We start from the raw sequence: 24,213 nt of genomic DNA, 5'->3' as shown, positions 1-24,213 counted from the left end.
ACCCGGTGGGAGGGGGCGCGCCTCGTGCGGGGGTCAGGCGTGCGACTTGACCAGCAGGCCCTCCCCTGGGGGAGTGCCGCACGAGTGGCCGTTGGGCCCGCCGACGCGCACGGAATGGAAGAAGTCGCGGTAGGTGATGAAGAAGTTGCCCTTGCCGCCGGGGGACGTGACCGCCGAGCAGCCCTGGTAGCCCGCCTCGGAGTGCAGGTGGACGTAGGAGCCGGTCCGGTTCCAGTCGGACTTGGCGCGGCCCGCCATGCCGAGCGCGGCCAGGTCAGGGACGCTGGCCTGGATCTCGATCATGTCGCCGGTGCCGTCCAGCCCGGAGAACATGCAGTAGTAGCCGGTGCGGCAACGGTCGTAGCCGTCGGCCGCCTGAGCCGGGATGGCCGGAGCCAGCGCGAGCGCCAGAGCCGCCACCGGTAACGCCAGCATCTGAAGCTTCTTGCCCATAGCCTCTCCTAGGGTGAAACTTTTTTTCGGCGATGAGGCGAAGATACACGCTTCGATCTTGCCGGGGAAGAGGAGCCGGGGATCCACGGGAACAAGGCGGGGTGGTGCATCCGATCGGGGGTGCGGCTGCGAAGGACAGTCTGTGAACGACGCGCGCACGACCCGGACGGGGGCGCCGGCACCGGCCCGGCGCCCCCGGCTGCCCGCAGCCGGGAGGAAGCTCGGAACGGTGGCCCTGGCCGCCATGGTGATCCTGCAGGTGGTGTCCGGGCTGCATGCCGATCCCGGCCGGTTCACCACGCCGATCGTCGCCGTGCTGGCGCTGAGCGCGGTGTCCTTCGCCGCGGCGGCGCGGGGCTGGACACGCGCCCTGACGGCGTTCGGCGCGGCCGTCGCGACGGGGTACGCGGCCGAGGTGATCGGGGTGGCGACCGGGTTCCCGTTCGGGGCCTACCGGTACACGGGCGCGCTCTGGCCCGAGGTGGGCGGCGTGCCGGTGGCGGTGGCCGTGGCATGGGGCGGCATGGGGCTGGCCGCGTACGGGATCGGCTGCGCCGTGGTGGCGGCCTGGCCGGTGCGGCTGGCGGCCGGCGCGCTGGCGATGACCGCATGGGACCTGTTCCTGGACCCCCAGATGATCCGGCTCGGTCTGTGGACGTGGGCGGAGCCCGGGCCGTACCGGGGGGTGCCGCTCACCAACTTCGCCGGCTGGCTCCTCGTGTCGCTGCTGGTCATGGTGGTGCTGTGGCGGGTGCTCGGCGACGTGAACGGCGGCAGAGGGCTGGTCGGCGTCTACACGACGATGGCCGTCATGGAGACGGTGGGGTTCGCGGCGGTGTTCACCCCGCCGGATCCGCTGGTGGCGGCCGTGGGCGGGACGGCGATGGGCGCGTTCGCCGTCGCGGCGTGGGCACGGACGTGGCGGGTGCGCCGGCGAGGGAGCCGAGGGTGGGGGACCTGACGGTGGGGGACGTGACGGTGGGGGACGTGACGGCGGGGGACAGGACGGCGGGGACAGGACGGTGCGGATGATGGACGTGGTGGTGGCGGGTGGCGGCGTCGGGGGCATGGCCGCGGCGTTGCTGCTCGCCCGGCAGGGGCACCGGGTCCGCCTGTACGAGCGGCTCGGGCGGCTCGGGGGCAAGCTCGCCGAGCACCGCCGCGACGGCTTCACCTTCTCCCTCGGGCCTTCCCTGCTCACCATGCCCGACGCCTTCCGGGACCTCGGGCTCGGGCGCGAACTGGTGGAACCGGCCGAGCTGTGCCGCTACCGGTTCGCCGACGGGTCCGTGCTGACCGCCCGCCGCGATCCCGACCTGATGGCCGCCGAGGTCGAACGGCTCGCGCCCGGCCAGGGCGCCGCCTGGCGGGCCTTCCACGACTGGGCGCGGGGCTGCCTGGACGCGGCCGGACGCACCTTCTTCGCCGGTCCGCCCGGTCGCGCGCCCCGCGGGGCCGCCCCGCTGGCCGACCTGCTCGCCGTGGCGCCGGGGCGCACCCTCGACGGCCTGGCCCGGCGGTTCTTCCACGACCCCCGGCTCCTCCAGTACGCCGGCCGGTACGCCACCTACTCCGGTTCCGACCCGTACCGGGCGCCCGCGGCGCTCGGCTGCATCCCGGCGCTGGAGCACGGCCAGGGCGGCTGGCACGTGCCCGGCGGCATGGCCCGGCTCGCCGACGACCTGGCGGCGCTGCTGGCCGAGGCCGGCGTCGAGGTGCACCTGTCCAGCCCGGTGGAGGAGGTCCTGGCAGGGGGCGAGCGGGTGACGGGGGTCCGCCTGGCGGGCGGCGGACGGGTCCCGGCCGACATCGTGGTCGCCAACACCGACGCCGCCCAGCTCTACGGCAAGCTGCTGCCCCACCGCCGGCGGCTGCGCCGGATCGCCAGGCTCGGGCCGTCCTCGTCCGTGCTGCTGCTCCTCGCCGGGGTGGAAGGGCGCACGCCCGGGCTGGCGCACCACTCGATCGTCTTCTCCGCCGACTACCCGCGCGAGTTCGCCGACATCTTCCGCGACCGGCGCCCGCCCGGCGACCCCACCGTCTACATCGGCTGCTCGGCGGTGAGCGACCCGACGCAGGCGCCCGAGGGCGCGGAGAACTGGGTCATGCTCGTCAACGTCCCCGCCCGCGATCCGGCCCGGTGGCCGCAGTCCGTGGAGTCGTACCGGGACATGGTGCTGGAGCGGCTGGCCGGACGCGGCCACGACCTCGCCGGCCGGCTCCGCTTCGTCGAGACGTTCACCCCCGCCGACGTGCGCGACCGCTACGGCTCCTGGGGCGGGGCCGTCTACGGCAGCGCCAGCAACGGAGTGCTCGCGCCGGTCCTGCGGCCGGGCAACCGGGGTCCGCGGCGCGGCCTGTACCTGGTGGGCGGCTCCGCCCACCCGGGCGGCGGGCTGCCCCTGGTGGTGAAGGGCGCGGGCATCGTGGCCGGCCTGGTCGCGGAGGACTTCCCCGCCCGCCGGCCGGCGGAGGCGGGCCCATGAGCGCGCGCCTGACAGCGGCGGCGCTGACCACCCTGACGGCCGCGCAGGCCGTGGCCGCCGCCGTGGTGGCCTCCCGCCTCGCCCGGGGCCGGGACCGGCTGCCTCCGCTGCGTCCCCGCGCCCCGGACCCCCGCACGACACTGTCCGTCGTCATCCCGGCCCGGAACGAGGAGCACCGCATCGGCCCCTGCCTGCGCGCCGTCCTCGCCGACCCGGCGGTGCGCGAGGTGATCGTGGTGGACGACCGCTCCGGCGACGGCACCGCGCGCCTGGCGGAGTCCCTCGGAGCCACGGTGGTGACCGGAGCCCCGCTGCCCGCCGGCTGGGTCGGCAAGCAGTGGGCGCTCCGCCAGGGCGTGGCCGCCGCCCGCGGGGAGGTGGTGGTCACGCTGGACGCCGACACCCGGCCCGCGCCGGGCCTGTTCGGCGCGCTCGCCGCCGCCCTGGACGGGCGCGACCTGGTCAGCGTGGGGCCCAGGTTCGTCTGCGACGGACCCCTGGAGCAGGCCCTGCACGCCGCTTTCCTCGCGACGCTGGTGTACCGGTCCGGCCCGATCGGCCCGGCGGTCCCGCCCCCGCCGTATCGGGTCGTCGCCAACGGCCAGTGCATGGCCTTCCGCCGCGCCCCCATGGTGGCGGCCGACGCGTTCGCCCGGGTACGCGACCGGATGACCGACGACGTGGCCCTCGCCCGGCATCTCGCCGCGCAGGGGTGGGCGGTCGCCTTCCTCGACGCGAGCGGGCTGCTGGAGGTGGACATGCACGAGTCGCCGGCCGAGCTGTGGCGGGAGTGGGGCAGGTCGCTGCCCCTGCGTGACGTGACGGGGCCCGGCCGGCAGGCGGCCGACCTGGCGGTCATCTGGCTGACCGCGGGGCTGCCCGTGCTCCGGCTGGTGGCCGGCCGGCCGTCCAAGCTGGACATGGGGCTGCTGGCCGTGCGGTGGCTGCTGGCCGGCGCGCTGCGCGGCAGCTACACCCGGGCCGGAGCCGGCGTGTGGCTGTCGCCGCTGCTCGACCCCGCCGCCGCCTGGCGCCTGACGCAGGCGACCGTCCGGCCGGTACGCACCTGGCGCGGCCGGTCCTACCCCACCACCGCGACCGTCAGCCGCGGCCGGTCGCACGCCACCGGCGCGGCCGTCAGCCGTGGCCTTGCCCGCCCGGCCCCGCCTGCCGCCGGCGGCGAGGCCTCGCCCGGCGAGCGGCCAGCGCCGCCTGACCGAAGCGCAGCCCGATGAGGCACATCAGCGCTCCCGTCGCCGCCACCTGCCCGGCCGGCACGAACAGCGCCTGCAGCACCGGCAGACCGAACACGCCCACCCGCGCGCCGATCGCGAACGACCTCGTCACCCCTGCGACCAGGACCAGCGCCAGCACGCCGAGCAGGAAGGCGGGCGGGCAGACGACCGCCATCCCGCCCGCGAAGGTCAGGATCGACCGGCCCCCGCGAAACCCCGCGAACACCGGCCACGCGTGCCCCAGCATCGCCCCGGCCACCGCCGCGTACACGGGCGCGACACTCGGCCCGGCCACCACCCCGAGGTCCCCCGTGTGCCAGCCGCCCACGGCCAGCCCGCACAGCGCGGCCACGGTCCCCTTGAGCGCGTCGCCCGCGAACACCGGCACCGCGCCCCGCCAGCCGAGCCGCTCCTTCACGTTCCAGAAACCCGGATTGCCGTCGCCGACCGCGCGCGGGTCGAACCCGTGGGCGCGCCCGACCAGCAGGGCCACCGGCACGGAACCGGCGAGGTAGCCACCGATGAGCGACACCAGCACAGCGATCATGGCCTCGTTCCACCTCGTTCGTTACGGCGACGCCGGCGCGATGCGGCACATGGCCCTCGACCGGCCGCTCCTGCGGGCAGCCGGCGGGCCGGTGTTCTGGCGGCTGCTGGGCACCGGGCGCGGCACGTCCATGTCACTGGGGGCCGACCTGCGCAGGTGGGCGCTGTTCGCGGTGTGGCGAGGCGAACGGCAGCTCGACGCCTTCCTGCGCGACTCGCCCGTCGCCGAGCGCTGGCGCGCCGAGGCCGTCGAATCCTGGCACGTCCGGCTGGCGCCGCTGGCCTGGCGGGGACGGTGGGGCGGGGCCGACCCGTTCGCCGGCGCGGTCCCGCCGGCGCATCCGCCGACCGGCCCCGTCGCGGTGCTGACCCGGGCCTCGATCAGGCCGTCGCGGCTGGCGGCGTTCTACCGGTCGGTGCCGGGCGTGGACCGCGCGTTGCGGCAGCAGGAGGGGCGGCTGGCCTCCGTCGGGGTGGGGGAGTGGCCGCTGGCCCGGCAGGCCACGTTCTCGCTGTGGCGGGACGCCGCCGCCGTGCGCGCCTTCGCCTACGGCCTGCCGTCCCACCGCGAGGTCATCAGCCGGGTCAGGACCGAACGCTGGTACGGGGAGGAGCTGTTCGCCCGCTTCGCCCCGTACGCGGCCGAGGGAACCTGGGACGGCCGCGACCCCCTGACCTGACCCCGCCACGACCCGCCCCCCACCCGCAGCCCCCGTGCTCGCGAGCCCATCACCCGCCCGCCCCGCCCCCGCGACCGTCACGGGACGGGCTCCGAGAGCCGCTCGCGTGCCAGGTGGTGCGCCACCTCGCAGGCCCGGGCGATGGTGGCCGCGCCGGACGAACCGTGCGCCACCACGACGGTGCCCCGCAGGCCGAGCAGCGAGGCGCCGCCGTGCGTGCGCGGATCGTAGCGGCTCGCCACCTCATCCAGCGCCGCCGGCCCGGCCAGGCCGGTCCGGGCGACCATCGCCAGCGCGGTCCGCACGCACCCCTCGACGTTCTTCAGCACGACGTTGCCGGTGAAGCCGTCCGTGGCGATCACGTCCACCGCGCCGGTCAGCACGTCGTGCCCTTCCACGTTGCCGTGGAAGCGCAGTGGCAGGCCCGGCAGGATCTCGGCGGCCCGGCGGCTGAGCCGGTTGCCCTTGCCGGGTTCGGAGCCGATGGACAGCAGCCCCACCAGCGGATCCGCCACGCCCAGCACCGCCCGCGCGTACGAACTGCCGAGCAGCGCGAACTGACCGACCATCTCCGGGGTCGGGTCGGCGGTGGCGCCCGCGTCGACGAGCACGCTCGCCCCGCCCGCCAGGGTGGGCAGCGCCACGGCCAGCGCGGGCCGCAGCACCCCCTCGGCCCGGCCGATCGCGCGCACCGCGCAGGTGACCACCGCCCCGGTCGATCCCGCGGACACCAGCGCGCCGCCGACTCCCCGGCGCACCAGGTCGCAGCCGACGGCGAGGCTCGACGCGGTCCCGGCCCCGGCGCCCCGCTCGTCCATGGGCACCACGTCCGGGGCGTGCACCACGCCGACGTCGCCGGCCGCGCCGTGGCGGGCGAGCTCGCGCAGCACCTCCGTCGCGCGGCCCACCAGCAGCACGGGAACGCCGCGCCGGCGTGCCAGCACCGCCCCGGCCACCACCTCGGCCGGAGCGTGGTCGCCGCCCATCGCGTCGACGACGACCGGCCGGGAGGCGGGGCTCAGGCTCGCGGCCGGCTCCTCCCCGGCGGCGGGCTCCCCGGGCAGGCCGGTCACGGCGCCCCCACGAGGGTGCGCAGCTCGGCGCGGCCCGCCACGGCCGAGGCCAGCAGATGGCGGCCGAACAGGGTGAGCCGGCGCGACCGCGGCACGCGCGCCCGCCGTTCCAGCACCGTGTACCCGCCGCGCTCGATCTCGGCGAGGATGCCGCCGTACAGGTCGCGGGCGGCGCGGATGCACGGCCGGGACGACGCCACCAGCAGCTCGACGCCGGGCGCGGCCGCCCGGTAGTGCTCGCGCGCCCGGTCCGCCTCGAAGGCGAGCAGCTCGCGCAGCGCGGGCCCGGTCGCCGGGCGGCGCAGGTCCGCCTCCTCGACGCCGAACTTCGCCAGGTCCTCCAGCGGCAGGTAGATCCGGCCCCTGGCCAGGTCCTCGGCCACGTCGCGCAGGAAGTTGGTCAGCTGGAACGCCAGGCCGAGCTGCCTGGCCGGCTCGCGGGCCGCCGCCTCGGCCCCGGGTACCGGTTCGAGCACCGGCAGCATCATGGTCCCGATGACGGCCGCCGAGCCCTCCATGTAGCCGAGCAGGTCGTCGTAGGTGGGGTAGCGGGTCACCGTCAGGTCGGCGCGCATCGCGCCCAGGAAGGCCGCGACGTCGTCGTGGCCGATCCCGAAGGAACGCACCGTGTGCAGGAACGCGGGCAGCACCGGGTCGTCCACCGAGCCGCCGGCCAGGCCCGCGGATACCTGCCCGGCCAGCCTGTCCAGCGCGCGGGCCCGGTCGCCCGTCATGGCGAAGGAGTCGACGATCTCGTCGGCGTACCGGGCGAACCCGTACAGGGCGTGCACGTGCCGCCGCTTCCAGGCGGGCAGCAGCCGGGTGGCGAGATAGTACGAGCGGCCGTGGGCCGCATGCAGGCGGCGGCAGCGCTCGTAGCTGGCCGTGAGCGTCATCGCGCGGCCCGCAGGATCCGGTCGGCGGCCAGCCGGCCCGAGATCAGCACCGGCGGGACGCCGACGCCAGGAGCGGTGTACATCCCGGCGAAGTGCAGGCCCGGCACCCGCCTGGCCACGGCCGAGGGGCGGAACCACGCGGTCTGGGTGAAACGGTGGTCCAGCGCGAACGGCGTGCCCGCCGTGTGCCCGAGCCGCGCCCAGGCGGGCGGGTCCAGCACCAGGCGCGGGGCGTCCGCCAGACCCGGGTAGCCGAGGGCGGCCATCCGCTCCATCAGACGTTCCTCCAGCACGGGGCGGAGCCGGCCCCAGTCGGCGCCGCCGAGGTGCGGGGCGGGCTCCAGGACGCTGAGCGTGGCGTGCCCGGCCGGGGCCACCTCGGCGTCGCCCGCCGGGTGGGTGACCAGCAGGCTCGGATCGGGCTGCGGCAGCCCCCGCTCCAGCGCCGCGAACGTGTCCTCCCAGGCCCGGCCGAAGTGCAGCGTGTGGTGCGCCTGCTCCGGCAGGGCGCGGTCCAGGCCCGCGTGGACCACCAGGCACGAGGGGGAGAAGCGGGGCCGCCGCCACCGCCAGTCGACGGCCGCGGCCGGCAGCAGCCCGGCGGCGTCGGCGGCGGGCAGGTCGCAGGCCACGACCACGTGCCCGGCCGGCAACACCTCGCCGTCGGCCAGGCGGACGCCGGTGACACCGTCGCCGTCCACCTCCACCCGGGCGGCGCGGGAGCCGTACCGCAGCTCCGCGCCCTTCTTCTCGGCCAGGGCGGCCAGCCCGACGGGAATGGCGTGCATGCCGCCGCGTTCGGGGAAGTAGACCCCGCCGACCGTGTCCATGAACGCGATGACGGCGTAGATGCCGAGCGCGCGCTGCGGCGACAGGCCCACGTACAGGGACTGGAAGGTGTGGGCCTGGATCAGCCTCCGGTCGCGCAGGTGGGCGGCGGCCAGCCGGTCCAGGCGGCGGAAACCGCCGAGCGCGGCCAGCCTGAGCAGGGCGTACGGCCGCGCGAGCGCCCGCAGCCTGGTCATGTCGGCATCGATGAACGCCGGCCACTCCAGGTCGAAGAGCCGTCGCAGCCGCCGCCGGTAGGCCAGGTAGCGGCAGGCCTCGGCCGGGCCGCACAGGGCCCGCACCCGCTCGGCCATCGCCTCCCCGCTCGCCTCCCCGCCCGCGACCACGTCCAGGTGCGAGCCGTCGGGGAAGGCCATCCGATAGGCCGGGTCCAGGCGGCGCAGCGGCAGCCAGTCGTCCAGGTTCTCGCCCGCGCCCTCGAACGCGTCGGCCAGCACGCCCGGCATGGTGAGCACCGACGGGCCGGTGTCGAACCGGTACGCCCCCACCCGGGCCGTGCCGCAGCACCCGCCCGGCACGTCACGCGCCTCCAGCACCGTCACCCGCCTGCCGGCCGCGGCCAGCCGGGCGGCCGCGGCCAGTCCGCCGAGACCGGCCCCCACGATCACGACCGGCCCCCGGCCGGGCCTCACGAGGTCCTCCTGGTGACCGAGCCGCACAGCTCGACCAGGGCGTCCACCGCGTCGGGCGGCAGGTCCAGGCCGTCCAGCAGCACCGCGGCGGACCGGTCGGCCAGCTCGGCGATGCGCCGTTCGACGGCGTCGAGGGCGCCGCAGGACACGACCAGTTCCCGGGCCGCCGCGACGCCCTCCGCGTCGCGGACGTGGTCCAGCAGCGCCGCGGCGCGCGGTCCGGCGAGCAGCCGGGTCCGGGCGACCAGGGACGTCGCCTTGCCCTGCAGCAGGTCGAGCCCGCCGGGCTTGCCGGTGCGCGCCGGGTCGCCGAACACGCCCAGGACGTCGTCGCGAAGCTGGAAGGCCTCGCCGAGCGGGGCCGCGTAGGCGCTCAGCAGCCGCCGGACGCCGGGGCCGCCGCCCGCGACGGCATGCCCGAGGTGCAGCGGCCGCTCCACCGTGTACTTGCCCGTCTTGTACAGCGACAGGTGCGCGGCCTGCCGGACGTCCGCCGTGCCGCGCGCCGCGCAGGCCAGGTCCAGGTACTGGCCGCCGATCGCCTCCAGGCGCAGCCGGGTGAACACCTCCAGCGCCGGGCCGAGCCGCGGGCCGGTGCCCAGCAGGGCGGCGTCCGCCCAGGTGAAGGCCAGCAGGCCGAGCAGGACGGCGGCCGACTCGCCGAACCGCGCCGGGTCTCCGCGCCAGCCAGCGCGCTCGTGCCGCGCGGCCAGCGCGTGGTGCGCGCTCGGCCGCCCGCGCCGCACGGGCGCCTCGTCCATGATGTCGTCGAGGATGAGCGCCGCCGTGTGCACCAGCTCCACCGCGCACGCCGCCGCGAGGACCGCCTCGCCGTCCTCGTCGCGGCCGTCCGCCGACAGGCGGTGCCCCCAGTAGACGAACAGCGGCCGCAGCCGCTTGCCGCCGCCGCGGATCTGGGCGTTCATCAGGTCGCGCACCGGGGCGGCGTCCGGCCCGAGGAAGTCGAGCTCGCCGCCCCGCTGGTCGAGGAACCGGCCGAGACGGTCGTCGATGAGGTCGCGCACGGTGTCCGTGCGCGACGCCGTCGTGGTCATGTGCGGGGCCACCTCACTTGGTCTGGTACCCCTAGGCTTCGTACGCCCGGCCACGTCCGGTTGCATCGCGTCGGAAAATCCGGATTCCTGACAGGTTCGCCCTCCGGCGCGCGAACGCCCGGCCTGTGGGCAGCCGCCGTCACCCGCCGGCGGTCAGCCGCCGCTGGTCACCCTCCGGCGGACCGCTCCGGCGACCGGCGCGGTGGTGAAGGCCAGGATCCCCAGCACGGCCAGGAACAGGAACACCGTGAAGATCCATTCGGTGGAGCCGTCCGGCCCGTACACCCGGGTGGGCAGCCCGACGTCGATCGCCCTGGTCCGCATGCCGGCGCGGTGGGTGGGCCGGTCGCTGCCGGCCAGGGTGACTCCGGTGCGACGGACGACGCCGTCATGGGAGCTGAAGTCGCCGGTCCAGGCGCAGCTTTCGTGGCCGGGGTGCCGGACGCAGTCCAGGCGCCGCGCGGTGAAGGTCCCGTGCCGGCCGTCGCCGCCCGCGAGCCGCAGCGCCGGGCCGAGCGCGGGGATCGTCCAGGCCAGCAGCAGGCCGGCGACGAGCAGCAGGACGACGGTCAGCGGCGGGGACGGGCGCCGCCGGCTCATGCGGTCCGCAGCGCGCAGTCGCAGCGCATGACGGAGCGTTCGGCCTCGCGCGGCCTGCGGTGCAGCAGCATCGCCACCACCATCGGCGCGAAGACCACGGCGTTGTAGAACAGGTGCAGCTCGACACGGGGGATCAGCAACTGCACGACGCTGGTGGGAACGGGCCGGCCGGCCAGGTTCGTGCCGGACAGCGCCTGCAGGAGCAGGAGCAGATGCTCGATGTGGTGCCAGAATTGGAGCCCGAGCGCGACGTTCCACCAGGTCCGGGAGCGACCGGTGAAGCCCCGTCGCAGCATGACCAGCCCGGCGAGCATGATCAGGGCGTACCCGTAGTGCATCCATTCGGAGGTGACGAGCCACGGGAACACCAGCCCGAGCACCCCGCGCGCCTGCGGGATCGGCCAGCCGAGCGCGTAGATCTGGATCGCCTGCACGACGTGTTCGGCCCAGTGGGCGATGACGACCACGAGGAAGAGCCCGAGAGCGGCTCTGTGGTGCCGTTCGTTGAGCTGCAAGCGGCCGGCGACGCGGGTGGACATGGTGATCTCCTGAGGGTGGTTTCTCCGGTGGTGGACGCTCGTGCCGGCGGCCGGGCGCGTGGTCAGGGAGCCGCGGGTACGAGCCGCACGCCGACCGTGTCGGCGCCGATGCACAGCAGCAGCTCGGTGAGGCTTTCGACGCACCGGCTGTTGGCCAGCGGCCCGGCGTCGGCGGTGTCGAAGCCGAGCGTCTTGCAGAACGTGCTGACGAGCAGCTTGGCGTCGGGATCGTCGCCCGCGATGGGGACCGTCACCAGGGCGGGCGAGCGGGTGTGGGCGGCGATCCATCGGGCGGACAGGCAGTTGAAGGCCTTCACGACGGCGCAGCCGGGCAGCGCCGCGGCGATCCGCTGGGCGGCGGAGCGGTGCCCGGGAGCGGGCGGCGCGTCGAAGCACGGGTTGGAGACGTCCACGACGACCGGCCGCGCGTGCCGGATCAGGGGCGCCAGGTCGTGACAGGTGGCGTCGATGGGCGTGGCCAGGATGGTCAGATCGGCCTCGGCGGCGACCCGCGCCGGCGGCGCGGCCCGCGCGCGCGACAGGTCGGCGGCGAGCGCCGCGGCCCGCGCGGGCGTCCGGTTGGCGAGCAGCAACGGCATCCCGTGCCGGTCGACGAGCCGGGCCAGAGCCGTGCCCATCCGCCCGCACCCGATGATCCCGATCCGCAGGTCCACAGGATGGTCCTCCTAGGCTGCCGTGACGGGGGAGTAGCGGGCCAGCGCTCGTCTGAGCGGGCCGGGGATCTCGGTCGGGGCCAGCGCGCCGCCGGGGTCGCGGCGCATGCAGGCGATGGTCTGCCGTCCCCGGGCGACGAGCCGGGCGGGGCCGGAGCCGAGCCGGTAGTACCCGAAGTCCATGGTCACCCGGTTGGCCTCGATGCCGGCCAGCGCCATGCGGATCGAGACCTCGTCGAGGGCGTACAGCTCGCCGAAGAACTCGCAGGAGCAGTCGGCCGTCACCAGGGCGAGGTCGCCGGCGAGCGCCTGGAGGACCTCCGGCGCCTGATCGGCGAGGAAGCGTTCCCGGCAGCGGCCCTGCCACTCGAAGTAGTGGGTGAAGTACACGTTCCCCACGACGTTGGTGTCGGCGAACGTCACGACCTGGCGGTGTTCGTAGAAAGGATTCATCGCGTTTCCCGGGTGAGCACGGCGACGGCCATGTCCCGTGGCGGGCCGTCTGCACTGTTCAGGGTGAGCAGGCCGGACAGGACCGCCACTCCGGCCGGGCCGGTCAGCTTGACCCAGCCGTGCTCGTAGGCGGCATCGATGTGGAGGGGCACGGGCTGTCCGGCTTCGGCCAGGCACCTGTGCACGGTCCGCAGCCGGACGTCGAGGGAGCGGCGCGACTCGCCCGTCAGCCGTGCCAGGTCCTCGGCCTGACGCGTCCACCCGGGCTCGGGCGGGATCGGCGGCTCGCTCAGCTCCAGCCACTCCTCGGCCACGGTGGACGCCCCCGGGCACAGATCGCCGGCCATCCGCTCCAGGTACGGGCCCGTCAGCAGCGCGGGCATGGCCTCCATGCGCAGCGGCCCGGTGTCGAGGAGCCGCAGCCCCGTCCAGCTGAACACCGGCCGCCCGTCCGCGGACCGCGCCACGACGTCGTAGGTGTACGCGGTGCCGTGCCGCGCCCGCTCGACCGCCTCCACGATCACCTCCGTGGGCCGGCCGGCGCCGTCGTGCACCTGGAACCGGTCGCAGCCGACCGGCAGCAGCCGGCGATGCGGCACGCACGCCTGCAGCACGTGCACGGCCGCGTCGTGCTGGGCGGCGTCGCCGAGCACCTGCGCCCCCAGGCCAAGGTCGCCGCCGGTGGCCGACAGCACGGCCCGGCAGCCGGTGGCGAAGAGGGCCTCGAACCGGACCAGCCGCCGGAACGCGGGCCCGTGGAAGAACAGCGACCCGTACAGGCCGGCCGGATCGTGGGCGGGCGGCGTCCCGGCGTGAGCACCGGCCGGCACGGCGGTGTCCGGCGGGTCCCCCGGCACGGCCGTGTCCGGCGGGTCCGTCTGCACGGCGGTGTCCGGCGGGTCCGTCTGCACGGCGGTGTCCGGCGGGTCCGCCGGGACGGCGGCGTTCGGCGGGTCCGTCTGCACGGCGGTGACCCGGCCGGCGAAGTGAACGGCGGAGAAGTCGGTCTCCGCGCTCCGGATGGTGACCTCCACGTCACCGCCCGGGTGGCGGAGGGCATGGATCCGCATCGTCCCCGTCCCGTCGGCCGGCACGATGATCGGCCGTTCGAACCGGGCGTCGGTGATCGCCCGAGCAGGGGTGCCGAGCATCTCGGCGGCCTGGGCCATCGCCTCCAGGGCGCAGACCGCCGGCAGCAGCGGCACCCCGTCGAGCCGGTGATCGGCCAGGTACCCGCTCGCCGGGTCGAGCTCGCACTCGGCCACCAGCTCCACTGCGGGGACGAAGCCGCGGACGCGGCGCAGCAGCGGATGCCGGGACCGGGTGACGTCCGCGCGGTCGAGCTGCGGGAGCCGGCCGCTGATGACGATGGTCTCGCCGGACGGCCGCGCCGCGATCGCCTCCAGCAGCAGTTCCGCCCCCGCGCTCACGGGCAGCGTGCCGATGCCGGCGCCGGCGAGGTGGCCGACCACGCCGAGCCGTTCGGCCATCCCCGCTCCGCTCCAGGCGGTCCACGCCAGCGTCGCGGTGACGCAGCCGGCCGGCAGATCGGCGGCGACGTCACGGACCATGGCCTGGAGCCGCCCGTTGGCGAGCGCGTAGTGGGTCTCGCCCGCCAGCCCGAACCGTCCGATCACCGAGCCGTAGGCCAGCACGAGGCGCAGCCTGCCGGCGTCCAGGGCCGCCAGCACGTTGGCCAGGCCCGCGCACTTGGTCCGGGCGTGCTCGGCGAAGTCCTCCTCGGTGAGCTCGCCGAACCGGGCGGGCCGGTTGACGCCGCCGGCGTGCACGAAGCCGGTGATCGGGCCGAGTTCGGACAGCTCGGCCACGGCCCGCCGGACGGCGGCCGCGTCGGTGACGTCGGCGCCGCGGTAGGCCGCGACGATCCCGGCTGACCGCAGCCGCTCCAGGCCGTCGGCCAGCTCGGGGTCGGCGGCGGGATCGGACCGGCCGATCAGGGCCAGCCGCACCCCGTACGCCTCGGCGAGGGTGAGCCCGGCGTGCAGCCCGATCCCCTTGCCCCCTCCGGTGATGAGGACCACGTCGTCGCGGCTGAGCGGAGCCTCTCCGCGCGCCGCCGGCGGCATCGGCAGGTGCTCGACGGTGTACGTCTGCCCGGCGCCGTCCACGCCGAGCCAGTGGGCCTCGATCTCGGGGTGCTCCTGACGGAGCGCGGCGACGAAGCCGGAGGCGCAGTCGGCCTCGTCGGTGACGACCAGGGGCCTGCGTCCGGCGACCGCCTGCCGGGCCGTGGTGATCAGGCGCGTCACGTCGGCGTCCGTCGGCTCGGCGGGGACGCGTACGCGCAGCGCGCCGTCCGGCTCGGGCAGCGGGGCCGGCCGGCGGTGCTCGGCGAACAGCCGAAACCATTCCGGCAGGTCGGGAGCTTGCTCGCGAGCCGCTGGGAACGTCTCGACGGCGGCGATGAGGTCGCCGACCGTGGCCTCGGCGATCCGCGGCAGCTCCGCGGGCAGCACCCTTCCGCACGCCGACGCCGACCCTACGGCGAGCTGGATGACCTGCAGGGAGTTCATGTGCAGATCGGCCAGGAGGAGGTCGTCGTCGCGGATCGCGTCCGGCTCCAGCTCCAGGGCGGCGGCGACCAGGTCGCGGACAGTCTCGGCCACGGTCGCGCCCACGGTCGCGGCCGCGGTTCCCGCGCCGTTCCCGTTCCCCGCGCCGTTCCCTGTCCCTGCCTCGGCCCCGGTCACCGCGCCGGTCACCGCGCCGGTCATCGCCTTGGTCCCGGTCAGCACGCCCGTCACCGGCCCCGCCTCGGTGCCGGTCCCGCTCCGGTTTCCGGGCCCGCCGGCGGCCCCTGCACCGTTGCCGCCGCGGCGCCGCTCCGGCGTGCCGGGCCACACCGGTGCCGTCTCGCACGGATTGGTCAGGAACGCCGGGTCGCGGGTCAGGTCGTAGGGCCGATGGAAGCGTTGGCTGAACAGCGGCTGCAGCGAATCCGTCGCCCCGGCCGCGAACAGGGCGGCGGCGCTCTCCAGCAGGCCCTGCCCGCTCTGCGCGCCGGCGTCGACCGACACGGCCGGTGGTGAGGCGCCGAGGTGGGCGGTGGCCAGGGCCGCCAGCGACCGGCCGGGGCCCACCTCGACGAGCAGGTCGCACTCGGCGGCCAGCAGCTCCAGCGCCCGGCGGAACAGGACCGGATCGGTGACCTGCGCCGCCAGGTGCCGCCGCAGGTCGGTGGTCGCGGCCAGCTCCGCGCCGGTCACCGTCGAGAAGACCCGCCCGGCGGGCGCGGTGAACGGCACCTTGTCCAGGCAGACGGCGAACGGCGCGACGGCCTCCCCCACGGCGGGGGAGTGGAAGGCGTGGCTGACCTGCAGCGTCCTGGCCTGGATGCCCGCCGTGGCCGCCCGGCCCAGCACGGCGGCCACCGCGGCCGACGGTCCGGCGACGACCGTGGAGGCGCCGTTGTCGGCGGCGACGACCAGGTCCAGGCCGTCGATCAGGGCGGCGGCGCGGTCGGCCGTGGCGGCGAGGGTCGCCATGCCCGTGTCGGCGGCGCCCACCTCTCCCATGATGCGGCCGCGTTCGGTGACGAGGTCGAGCGCGGCGTCCTCGTCGACGGCTCCGGCCCAGGTCAGCGCGGCGATCTCGCCGACGCTGTGGCCGAGCGCGGCGCCCGCCGTCACCCCGAGGCTGTCGAGCCACCTCAGGGCGGCCATCGAGGCCCGGAAGACGGCCGGCTGGACGATCTCGGTGTCGATCCCCTCCTCGCCGGTGAAGTACTGCCGCGCCTCGTCGAACACCTGGCCCAGGGCGCCCGCGGTGCCGCGTGCCGGGACGCCCTGGCCGGTGAACATCAGGCCGACCCGGCCGGCCGGGCCGGTCCCGCTGAAGATCCCGGACTCGGCGGCGTCGCGGCCGGCCAGGGGGACGGCCTGGAGCGCCCGGCGGGCCAGCTGGGCGGGGTTGCGGGCGGTGAAGGCCACCCGGCAGGCCTCGGGCGGCGCGGCGGCCAGCGCGGCGGCCAGGTCGGTGAGCTCGGCGAAGGAGATGGAGTCCGCGAGCCGGGCGATCCGCTGGAGTTTCGCGGTGAGTCCGGCGGGGGTGCCGGCGGTCACCGCGAACACCTCGCCCTCCAGCGGCGCCCGCGCCATCCGCTCCTGCAGGGCGGACAGCCGGCTCCGGCGGGCCGGTCCGGCCGCCTCGATCACCACATGGGTGTTGATCCCGCCGAAGCCCATCGCGCTGACCGCGGCCCGCGCCGGGGCGGCGGGCCACGGGACGGGCCGCTCCGCCGTCGTCAGGCCGCCGCCGAGCTGTTCGTGCGGCGTGTGCGAGCCGGTGGTCGGCGGGACGACCCGATGGTGCACGGCCAGCGCCGCCTTGATCAGACCGGCCACGCCCGCCGCCGCCTTGGTGTGCCCGATGTTGGCCTTGACGGACCCGACGAAGGCGGGGCGGCGATGGTGCCCGCGCAGCGCCCGCATCGCCCGCAGCTCGGCCTGGTCGCCCACCGACGTCCCGGTGCCGTGCCCCTCGAAGTAGCCGACCGTCTCCGGGCCGAAGCCGGCTCGCTCGTAGGCGCGGCGCAGGGCCAGCAGCTGCCCGTCGGCCTCGGGCCTGCTGATCCCCCCACGGCCGTCGGACGAGGTGCCCCATCCGCGGATCACCGCGATGGGGCGCCGTCCCATGGCCAGCGCGTCGTCGGCGCGCATCAGCGCGACCATGCCGCACCCCTCGCCCGGCCAGAAACCGGTGGGGGAGGCGTCGTAGACCCGCATGTCGGTACGGGCCAGCGCGCCGGTGCGGGCGAACCCGACCAGCTCGAACGGGTCGAGACTGAGGTCCACGCCTCCGGCCAGGGCGAAGTCCAGGTCCCCGGCGGTCAGCGCCGCGCAGGCGTGGATGACCGCGAGCAGCGACGAGGCGCACGCGCCGTCGACGGTGAAGCCCCCGCCGTGCAGGTCGAAGTGGTTGCAGATCCGCCCGGGAATGGTGTTGGACAACGACCCGGCGAGGGTCTCGTCGGTGGGTTCCGGGAACGGCGCCTTGAACAGTTCCTCCGACCGCCGGATGAGCTGGTCCCGGACGTCCGCGGGGACGTCCTCGCCGGCGAGGGCCTGCTGGAGGACGCGGCGGACGTACGGCCACCGCAACCGCATCGCGGTCGCCCTGGTGAACTCGCCGGTCAGCGTGTTGCCCATGATGACCCCGGCGCGGTCGCGGTCCAGCCCGGCGGCGTCGGCGAAGCCCGCCGCCGCCAGGGTGTCGGCGGCCACGTCGAGGGCCAGCCAGTGCGCCGGGTCGGTGACCCGGTAGGTGGCGCCGGGGACGCGGTGCCGGGCCCGGTCGAACGACCACCCCTCCAGGACCGCCGCGTGGCGGACGTAGATCGAGTCCTGGTCGTCGGTGTCGTAGTCGTCGAGGTTCAGCCGGGTCGCGGGGATCGGCCGGAACGCCCGTCTGCGGGCCATCACCACTTCCCACAGGCGGTCCGGGCTGGAGGCGTCGGGATAGCGGCAGCCCATGCCGACGATGGCCACGCCGTCTGCCATGGTGATCACCTGGGGGTGGGGACGGCCACCGAGGTGGCGGGAACCGGCGCGTCGCTCCGTTGCGGGGGAGCCGTGCGGGCGGCCAGCGCCGCGAGCAGCAGCCCCCGGCCGGCGCACACGATGACCAGCGCGAAGAACAGGCCGTACACGATGTGGAAGTGCACGAGCAGGCCGTACACCACCGCGGTGGCGGCCCCGAACACGACCTGGTTGCGGGGCCGGACCGGGGTCGTCCCCGGGTCGGTGATCATGTAGTTGGTGAACAGCACGAAGGCGACGCCGGTCATGACCACCAGCGCGCTGGTCGTGGCGGTGCCGTCGATCCAGGTGCGGATCAGGGCCTGGGCGAAGAACGCCCCGACCCAGCCGAGGATGAGCGGCATCTTCTTGGTGAGCCCGGCGTTGAGCAGGGTGCCGGCGACGAGGATGAAGGCGGGGATCAGCCAGTCGATGGGGCTGGTGACCCACTCGGTGAAGTGGTAGGGCGGTGCGATGCCGACCCACGGGAACACCAGCAGCGTGATCGCGATGCCGGCGTTGGACGGGTTGAGCACGTGACGCCTCTTCCCGGCGACCCGCACGCGGATGAGGTACTTGGTGCTGATCGCGACCGCGACGGCGAACAGCACCGGCCAGAGGCGGTCGTTGGCGTACAGGAGCATGGCGCAGGCCAGCCCGGAGATGTGGGCGGGCAGCAGGAAGTCGAACAGCCCCTCGGCGCGATATTTCGGCTCCCGCTTCTCGGCCCAGGCCTCCGCCGTCTCCAGGGCGAGATCGAGCAGGTAGGCGAACGTCACGGCGGCGACCGGGGTGACGAAGGCCTGCTCGAACCCGAGCCAGAGATGTCCCAGCAGGGTGAACACGGTGATCGAGAGGGCGAATCTGCGGAGCGCGGCCGTTCTCGGGTTGCGCCGGGCAGAGGTCATGGCGTCTCCTCCGTGAGGGGTGTGATCGAACCGTCGTCTCCGAGACGGAGGCGATGCCATCCGGGCGGGAGGTCGACGCCGGCGGTGCGGAGCCGGCCGCAGGTGTCACGCCAGGTCACCTCGACCGGCGCGGAAGAGGCGTCCGGCCGGAGCGCGAACAACAGCTCGGCGGCGGCGACGCCGGCGTGCCCGTTGGCGGGGTAGACCTGGCCGGTGCGCAGGCCCCGGGCCCCGGCCTTCAGCCGTACGGTCGCGCCGACGGCGGGGGAGAGGGCGTCGCCGCCGGCGGCGCAGCCGCCCGCCGGGCGCATCATCTGCAGGCCCAGGAACGGCGGGCGCCCTGGCGCGGTGTTGTGGTAGAAGCGGCTCTGCCGCCACTGGTTGGCGACGGCGAAGTCGAGCCGGCCGTCGTGGTCGACGTCGGCCGTGGCGATGCCCCGGGACGTCCCCGGATCGGCCACGCCGATGTCGCCGCCGACGTCGGTGTATCGCCCGTCGGGGACACGGGTGAAGAAGGCGTTGGGATTGTTTCCGGAGATGTCGGCGTCCGGCTGGAAGTCGGGCCACATCGCCGGGTCGGCGAGGAGGTCGTCGTTGGTCATGGCGAGTTCCTGGAGGTCGGCCCAGCGATTGACGTCGCCGCGGACGAACCCGGTGGCCTGGATGATCTCCGTGTCGCCGTCGCCGTCGAAGTCGCCGGCCTTGACGTCCCAGCCCCATCCGCTGCGGGACAGCCCGAGGCCCTCGCTCTCGTCGGTGTAGAAGGCGGTGCCGTGGCCGTCGAAGACCTTCCCGCGGCTGCTGACCCAGGCGAAGTTGCTCTCCAGCAGGCCGTACTCCTGGGTGATGTTGCTGACCAGGATGTCGGGGACGTCGTCGCCGTTCAGGTCCGTGAACCCGACGCCCATGCCCTTGAAGGAGTCCTTGCCCACGACCTTGGACTTGGGGGTGGTGACGTGGCGGGGGCCCCGCGTCACCTCGAAGGCGACCCTGCCGGGCCGGGACCGGTTGCGCAGCAGGTGGTCGGGCCCGAAGTCGTTGGCGACGTACAGCTCGGGAAGCCCGTCGCCGTCGAGGTCCTGCGCGCCGATCGCCAGCGTCCAGCCGCCCGCGACCTCCTTGTCGAAGGCTCCGGTCGCCTCGGCGAACGTGCCGTCGCCCCGCGACAGCAGGACGCGGTTGGCTCCGCCGTTGGCGGCGTTCGACATGGAGGCCTGCATCCGCAGCTCGGGCTGCGGCGGAGCCTTCGGGTCCAGGACGCGGGCGCCGTCGGGGAAGTAGTTGCCGACGATCACGTCGGTGCGGCCGTCGCCGTCCACGTCGGCCAGCGACAGGGCGTTGGTGTTCCACAGTTGGTAGGGGCGCACCAGCTCCCGCGCGGTGAAGGAGGCCGGGCCGTTCAGCGGCCCGGCGCCGCGCAGGAACAGGACCGGGGACCGTCCCCAGTAGTAGACCAGGACGTCGAGGGTGCCGTCGTCGTCGTAGTCGGCGGGCACGCAGCCCATCGGCGCCATCGTCGTGTCGTACGGCAGGCCGGCCGGGCTGAGCCGGATCGGCGGGTACCGGTCCTGCGTCCGGGGAGCCGGCTGCAGGGTGACGGTGTCGGTCCGCGGATCGACGAGGCACACGTCGTCCGGACGGGAGTTGCCGTCCAGGTCGGCGAGCGCGACCGCGGCCCCGACCGAGGAGATCCAGTGCCGGATGTTCTGGTAGGCGGGGGCGACCTGGCGGACGGTACGCCCGCCGGCCGGCGCGTTGAGCGGATGCTGGGTGAAGGCGAAGGAGGCGGCTGCCTGGTGCGCCGCGGCGGGGGAGACGGCGGGCAGGGCGGCGGCCCATCCGCACACGAGGATCGTGACGATGGCGCCGATCTTGACCGCGTGGGCCTGCCAGTTGGTCATCGGAGTACGCCCTCCGCGTGTCGTTCGAAGGTTTCCCGGATCTCGGCACGCCAGGTCTCGTAGTCGTGGGGCGAGCCGGGCCGCGGTATCCGGGCGAGCGCCTGGTCGGTCCACCAGGCGGCCTGGGCCGGGCCGACCCCGGTCAGCGTCTCGACGGCGCGGGCCGACCCCGGCGGGACATGGCCGCCGAGGACGTGCGCCTTGGCCGCGAAGGCGGCGCCCTGCGCCAGGTGGGCGCGGTGGCCGGCGCCGGCGGCGAGCAGGTCGTCCAGCCGGTCAGACACTCCGGTGTAGGCCGCGGCCAGGCCGATGCCCGCCCACAGGTCGCTCCTGCGGTGCTGCGGGTAGGCGCCGATGACCCGGGCGATCTGTTCGGGGTCGGCTCCGGCGTGGAACCACAGGGCGCGGCCGGTGCCCTGGTCCCTCATGGGCCGGGTGACGCCGCGCGCCCCCCGCTCGATCCAGTGATCGTGGAACACGCGGCGGGGCTTGAAATAGGCCTGGTGGAAGCCCCAGCCGTCCCAGGCCAGCCAGCGGAGCATGGGGTCGCCGATTCCCGGCCAGCGGGTGCGGCGCAGGCGGGCCAGGGCCCAGCCGGCGCCGACGTGGATGAGGTGGACGTACGCGCCTCCCGTGCTCTCCGTCAGGGCCCGCAGCCGCCGGTCGCCGCTCATGGTGATCGTGTCCAGCAGGGTGCAGCTCATGGCGGCGCCCTCGAAGGCGAAGCCATGGAGATGACGCGGCAGGTCGCCGACGTCCAGCTCACCGGTGAGCGCGCGGTTATAGCCTTCGCCAAAAGCGGCGACAACCTCCAGAAGGCTCTTTTCGACCGGGCTCGATCGTGGCACGAAGCCTGTCAGCCGATTTTCGGGCAGGCGAAATAGCCGGGTGGGCACCATGGCTGTTCCCCGTCTTGATCTGGATGACCGTCAGGAGAGAAACTAAGCATTTTTCAAGCAACGGGTCAAGGTTTCGCCGGCCGGGTCACCGGTGCTCACGCTCTGAATTCGGCGCCCCGAAGACAGTTAATTGAATTCGTGATTATCGAGGTCAGCGGCCGTCCGGCCGTGGTGTGCCGTATTGCGGCTCGAATATAAGCGCTTTTACGCGGGTAATCGGCGGACGGTGAGGCCCGTTCTTTCGCGGGTGGCCGCAGGAGCCTCCCGAATATCATCGGCCTCCTCAAGTGCCCCGGAGTTTACAGTCGCTTGACAAGGGGGTGCTGGATTGTCTCCCGCGCGATAGGCGCGCGAGGGCGCGGCCGTTTCCGTGGCGCGCCGACGGCCGGCCTACCGGGCCGGCCAGGGCCGATGTCCTAGGATCTGGTGGGTCACTCTCCGCTGACCAAGGAGCACCGTGCACGACGCCAGCCTCGCGACCATCTCGGTCGACCAGTTCATCCCCGCGCCGCCGGCGAGGGTGTGGAGCTCCCTGACCGAGCCCGACCTGCTCGCCCGCTGGTGGGTGCCCGGCGACATCCGCGCCGTCGTCGGACACCGGTTCCACCTGCAGATGCCCGGCTGGGGCCCGGTCGCGTGCGAGGTGCTCGAGGTCGAGCCGCCCGAGCGGCTCGTCTACACCTTCAACACCACCTGGACCCTGACCTGGCGTCTGGTCGCCGAGGGCAAGGGCACGCGGCTGCTCCTCGAACACTCGGGCTTCGACCTGGACGACAAGCGCGACCGCGCCGCGTTCGAGCGCATGGGCCCGGGCTGGCGGACCATGGTCCTGCCCCGCCTGGCCGAGGTGGCCGCCGAAGCGGTGTGAGCGGCGGACCGCTCACGGGTCCGTACTCTCCTCGCCGCGCCGCATGAGCCCGCGCAGCACGAACGGCAGCGCCTCCGTCTGGAACTCGACATCCGGGCAGGCCTCGCGCAACGTGCCCTCCATCACGATCAGCGACAGGATCGGGAACACGAACTGCGGATCGGCGTAGAAACCGTGCCTGCGCTGGATGGCGAAGAGCCGCACGGCGAAGCTGACCAGGTCGAACTCTCCGATCCTCGACCCGCCGGCGGCCCGCACCAGCTCGTCCATGTCGGCGCGGAACCCCCGGGCGTCGTGGCCGTCCCTGCCGCCGAGCACCGTGGACAGCACGACCTCGGCGCAGCCCGCTCCCTCTCCCCTCGTCATCCGGTAGAAGAAGGCCGCGAACGCGCGCCGTCCGGAGTCGGTGAGCTGCCGGGAGAAACCCGCGTCGACGATGACCACCGAGCCGTCCGGCATCGGGTGCAGGTTGCCCGGATGCAGGTCGCAGTGGACGAACCCGTCGACGAACAGCATGTGGTAGACCGCCCGCAGGGCGGCCACCACGGCCTCCTTCCGGTCCGGTCCCCGGCCGGAGCTCTCCAGGCCCGGCACGTACTCCATCACCAGCACGTCGGGGCGGCAGAACTCCTCCAGGACGCCCGGCACCCGCACGGCCGCCTGGTCACGGAGGTTGGCCCGCAGCCTGCCCAGCGCCCGCGCCTCGCCGAGGAAGTCCAGCTGGGCCAGCAGGGCCTCGCCCAGTTGGCCGGCCACGTCCGCGAGCGGGGCGCCGCGCAGGCCCGGAAGCCGCTGGAGCAGGCGCGCCCCGTGCCGGAACAGCGCGAGGTCGCGGGCGATCAGCCGCGCGATCCCCGGCCTGCGCACCTTGACGGCGATCTCACGGCCGTCCAGCAGCCTGCCGTGGTAGACGCACGCCACCGCGCCGGCGGCGACCGGGGTGAGCGGCCCCGAGACCCGGGCGGCGAGGTGGGCGGGAAGGGCCCGCGCCGCCACCGGGACCGCGAGGGGCGGCACGTGGTCGCGGAGCCGGGCCAACGCCCGGCAGGCCGCCGGCGGGGCGATGTCGACGCGGGTGCTCAGCAACTGGCCGATCTTGATGAACGCCGGTCCCAGGCGCTCGCAGGCCCAGGCCAGCCGGTCCCCGAGGAGCGCCGCCGGCGGGACGCCGGCGACCAGTCCGCGCACGTCGGTGACGGCCCGCAGGAGGGCCAGCACCAGGACGGCGCCGATCCGCGCCGCGCGGACGATCAGCGCCGGCGCCTCGCGCGGGTCCGTCCTCATCCATCCATGACGGGCATGTCGATGTGGTGCGTGAGGTGGCTGCCGCAGACGCTCTGGGACGCCAGGGCGAGGCGGGGCACCGCGTCCCCCGGGTCCCGCTGCGTGATCCCCCCGGGCAGGTCGGCCAGGTCGTAGAAGACGGTGGCCCCCTTCGACAGGAACGTGGTGCCGACCGGCGGGAACGTGGTGATCCCGGCGGCCTCCATCACCAGCGGGTCGGTGTTGACGTAGAGGCGGCCGCGAAGGGCGAGGATGAGGTACTGGTCGAAGGTGACGTCGGCGGGCAGCAGCGTCTCGGGTCCGCCCGGGGCGATCCCGGTCAGCCTGCCCAGGTTGGGGCGGCTGGGATTCTGCTGGATGAGCAGCCCGGTCACGTTCGAGTGGAAGTGCGTCATCAGCCGGGTCACGACGAGGGTCGGACGGCCGTCGGCGGTCGTGCCGACCTCGTCCGAGCTCCGGACCGCGCTCATGCCCTGCACGTCGTCGCAGTCGAGCGTCTCGCCGTCGGCGAAGTAGAGCTTGAGCTCGCCCCGGATGGCGAGCCCCACGTGGTGCGTGCTGCCCGGAATGATCAGCGGGTCGGCATGGTCGATCGCGGCGGATCGGGCGTCGGCGGACATCTCTCGCCACCTCGCTTTCACGTTC

The 24,213-nt window shown here is 74.9% G+C and carries 21 protein-coding genes; 5 read left to right on the top strand and 16 right to left on the bottom strand.

What is annotated here, in order from left to right; all coding sequences use genetic code 11:
* Positions 1 to 33 precede the first annotated feature (33 nt).
* A complete protein-coding gene (locus CXR44_RS03400; RefSeq protein ID WP_101783322.1) occupies positions 34 to 453 on the bottom strand; it encodes a peptidase inhibitor family I36 protein in 420 nt (139 codons plus the stop codon).
* Positions 454 to 595: 142 nt separating this feature from the next.
* On the opposite strand from CXR44_RS03400, the gene CXR44_RS03395 reads away from it, so the two are divergent.
* From CXR44_RS03395 to CXR44_RS41555, 3 genes are all read left to right on the top strand, one after another.
* Positions 596 to 1,414, top strand: a complete 819-nt coding sequence (locus tag CXR44_RS03395) for a carotenoid biosynthesis protein (protein ID WP_245898790.1) — start codon at positions 596 to 598, stop codon at positions 1,412 to 1,414.
* Positions 1,415 to 1,481: 67 nt separating this feature from the next.
* Positions 1,482 to 2,939, top strand: coding sequence for a phytoene desaturase family protein (locus CXR44_RS03390; RefSeq protein ID WP_180903167.1), 1,458 nt, complete (start codon positions 1,482 to 1,484; stop codon positions 2,937 to 2,939).
* Positions 2,936 to 4,174 (top strand): glycosyltransferase family 2 protein, encoded by a 1,239-nt coding sequence (locus CXR44_RS41555; RefSeq protein WP_101783321.1) that lies wholly within the window; start codon positions 2,936 to 2,938, stop codon positions 4,172 to 4,174. Before CXR44_RS03390 ends, CXR44_RS41555 begins: the two co-directional genes overlap by 4 nt.
* On the opposite strand, the gene CXR44_RS03380 is transcribed toward CXR44_RS41555, so the two are convergent.
* A complete protein-coding gene (locus CXR44_RS03380) occupies positions 4,077 to 4,721 on the bottom strand; it encodes a glycerol-3-phosphate acyltransferase (protein ID WP_101783320.1) in 645 nt (214 codons plus the stop codon). The genes CXR44_RS41555 and CXR44_RS03380 overlap by 98 nt on opposite strands.
* On the opposite strand from CXR44_RS03380, the gene CXR44_RS03375 reads away from it, so the two are divergent.
* Complete coding sequence (locus CXR44_RS03375; protein WP_245898789.1) at positions 4,696 to 5,400, top strand: spheroidene monooxygenase; 705 nt, start codon at positions 4,696 to 4,698, stop codon at positions 5,398 to 5,400. The two genes, CXR44_RS03380 and CXR44_RS03375, sit on opposite strands and share 26 nt — an antisense overlap.
* 77 nt (positions 5,401 to 5,477) lie before the next feature.
* Here CXR44_RS03375 and CXR44_RS03370 read toward each other — a convergent pair whose 3' ends face one another.
* The 12 genes from CXR44_RS03370 to CXR44_RS03315 form a co-directional block, all read right to left on the bottom strand.
* Positions 5,478 to 6,473: a phosphate acyltransferase gene (locus CXR44_RS03370; RefSeq protein WP_245898788.1), complete on the bottom strand. Its 996-nt coding sequence runs from the start codon at positions 6,471 to 6,473 to the stop codon at positions 5,478 to 5,480.
* Positions 6,470 to 7,369, bottom strand: coding sequence for a phytoene/squalene synthase family protein (locus CXR44_RS03365; protein ID WP_101783318.1), 900 nt, complete (start codon positions 7,367 to 7,369; stop codon positions 6,470 to 6,472). Before CXR44_RS03365 ends, CXR44_RS03370 begins: the two co-directional genes overlap by 4 nt.
* Entirely contained in the window at positions 7,366 to 8,850 is a 1,485-nt protein-coding gene (gene crtI / locus CXR44_RS03360; RefSeq protein WP_101783514.1) for a phytoene desaturase family protein, read from the bottom strand. Before crtI ends, CXR44_RS03365 begins: the two co-directional genes overlap by 4 nt.
* Complete coding sequence (locus CXR44_RS03355; RefSeq protein WP_180903166.1) at positions 8,847 to 9,905, bottom strand: polyprenyl synthetase family protein; 1,059 nt, start codon at positions 9,903 to 9,905, stop codon at positions 8,847 to 8,849. Before CXR44_RS03355 ends, crtI begins: the two co-directional genes overlap by 4 nt.
* Positions 9,906 to 10,058: 153 nt before the next feature.
* Entirely contained in the window at positions 10,059 to 10,505 is a 447-nt protein-coding gene (locus CXR44_RS03350; RefSeq protein WP_101783316.1) for a hypothetical protein, read from the bottom strand.
* On the bottom strand, positions 10,502 to 11,044 hold the full coding sequence (locus tag CXR44_RS03345) for a hypothetical protein (RefSeq protein ID WP_101783315.1): 543 nt from the start codon (positions 11,042 to 11,044) through the stop codon (positions 10,502 to 10,504). The genes CXR44_RS03350 and CXR44_RS03345 overlap by 4 nt, the downstream gene beginning before the upstream one ends.
* Before the next feature lie 62 nt (positions 11,045 to 11,106).
* The gene (locus CXR44_RS03340) at positions 11,107 to 11,718 is read right to left on the bottom strand and encodes an NADPH-dependent F420 reductase (RefSeq protein WP_101783314.1); all 612 of its coding nucleotides are present in this window, start codon (positions 11,716 to 11,718) and stop codon (positions 11,107 to 11,109) included.
* A gap of 12 nt (positions 11,719 to 11,730) precedes the next feature.
* Entirely contained in the window at positions 11,731 to 12,171 is a 441-nt protein-coding gene (locus CXR44_RS03335; RefSeq protein ID WP_101783313.1) for an acyl-CoA thioesterase, read from the bottom strand.
* The gene (locus CXR44_RS03330; protein ID WP_144069844.1) at positions 12,168 to 17,690 is read right to left on the bottom strand and encodes a type I polyketide synthase; all 5,523 of its coding nucleotides are present in this window, start codon (positions 17,688 to 17,690) and stop codon (positions 12,168 to 12,170) included. Before CXR44_RS03330 ends, CXR44_RS03335 begins: the two co-directional genes overlap by 4 nt.
* A 5-nt stretch (positions 17,691 to 17,695) precedes the next feature.
* Positions 17,696 to 18,616, bottom strand: a complete 921-nt coding sequence (locus CXR44_RS03325; RefSeq protein WP_180903165.1) for an RnfABCDGE type electron transport complex subunit D — start codon at positions 18,614 to 18,616, stop codon at positions 17,696 to 17,698.
* Positions 18,613 to 20,517: a CRTAC1 family protein gene (locus CXR44_RS03320; protein ID WP_101783311.1), complete on the bottom strand. Its 1,905-nt coding sequence runs from the start codon at positions 20,515 to 20,517 to the stop codon at positions 18,613 to 18,615. The genes CXR44_RS03325 and CXR44_RS03320 overlap by 4 nt, the downstream gene beginning before the upstream one ends.
* Positions 20,514 to 21,416 (bottom strand): DUF1702 family protein, encoded by a 903-nt coding sequence (locus CXR44_RS03315; RefSeq protein ID WP_101783310.1) that lies wholly within the window; start codon positions 21,414 to 21,416, stop codon positions 20,514 to 20,516. Before CXR44_RS03315 ends, CXR44_RS03320 begins: the two co-directional genes overlap by 4 nt.
* A 457-nt stretch (positions 21,417 to 21,873) precedes the next feature.
* Between CXR44_RS03315 and CXR44_RS03310 the strand changes: the two genes are divergently transcribed.
* Positions 21,874 to 22,284 (top strand): SRPBCC family protein, encoded by a 411-nt coding sequence (locus tag CXR44_RS03310; protein WP_101783309.1) that lies wholly within the window; start codon positions 21,874 to 21,876, stop codon positions 22,282 to 22,284.
* A 12-nt stretch (positions 22,285 to 22,296) separates the two neighbouring features.
* Here the strand turns inward: CXR44_RS03310 and CXR44_RS03305 are convergent, their stop codons facing one another.
* Positions 22,297 to 23,568, bottom strand: a complete 1,272-nt coding sequence (locus CXR44_RS03305) for an ABC1 kinase family protein (protein ID WP_101783308.1) — start codon at positions 23,566 to 23,568, stop codon at positions 22,297 to 22,299.
* On the bottom strand, positions 23,565 to 24,188 hold the full coding sequence (locus CXR44_RS03300) for a hypothetical protein (protein ID WP_101783307.1): 624 nt from the start codon (positions 24,186 to 24,188) through the stop codon (positions 23,565 to 23,567). Before CXR44_RS03300 ends, CXR44_RS03305 begins: the two co-directional genes overlap by 4 nt.
* Between the last annotated feature and the right edge of the window lie 25 nt (positions 24,189 to 24,213).

Origin of the sequence: Nonomuraea indica, from assembly GCF_002850745.1 — a bacterium.
Lineage (GTDB): Bacteria > Actinomycetota > Actinomycetes > Streptosporangiales > Streptosporangiaceae > Nonomuraea > Nonomuraea indica.
Note: the sequence above shows the minus strand (reverse complement) of the source record. Positions and strands in the feature narration are given on the sequence as shown.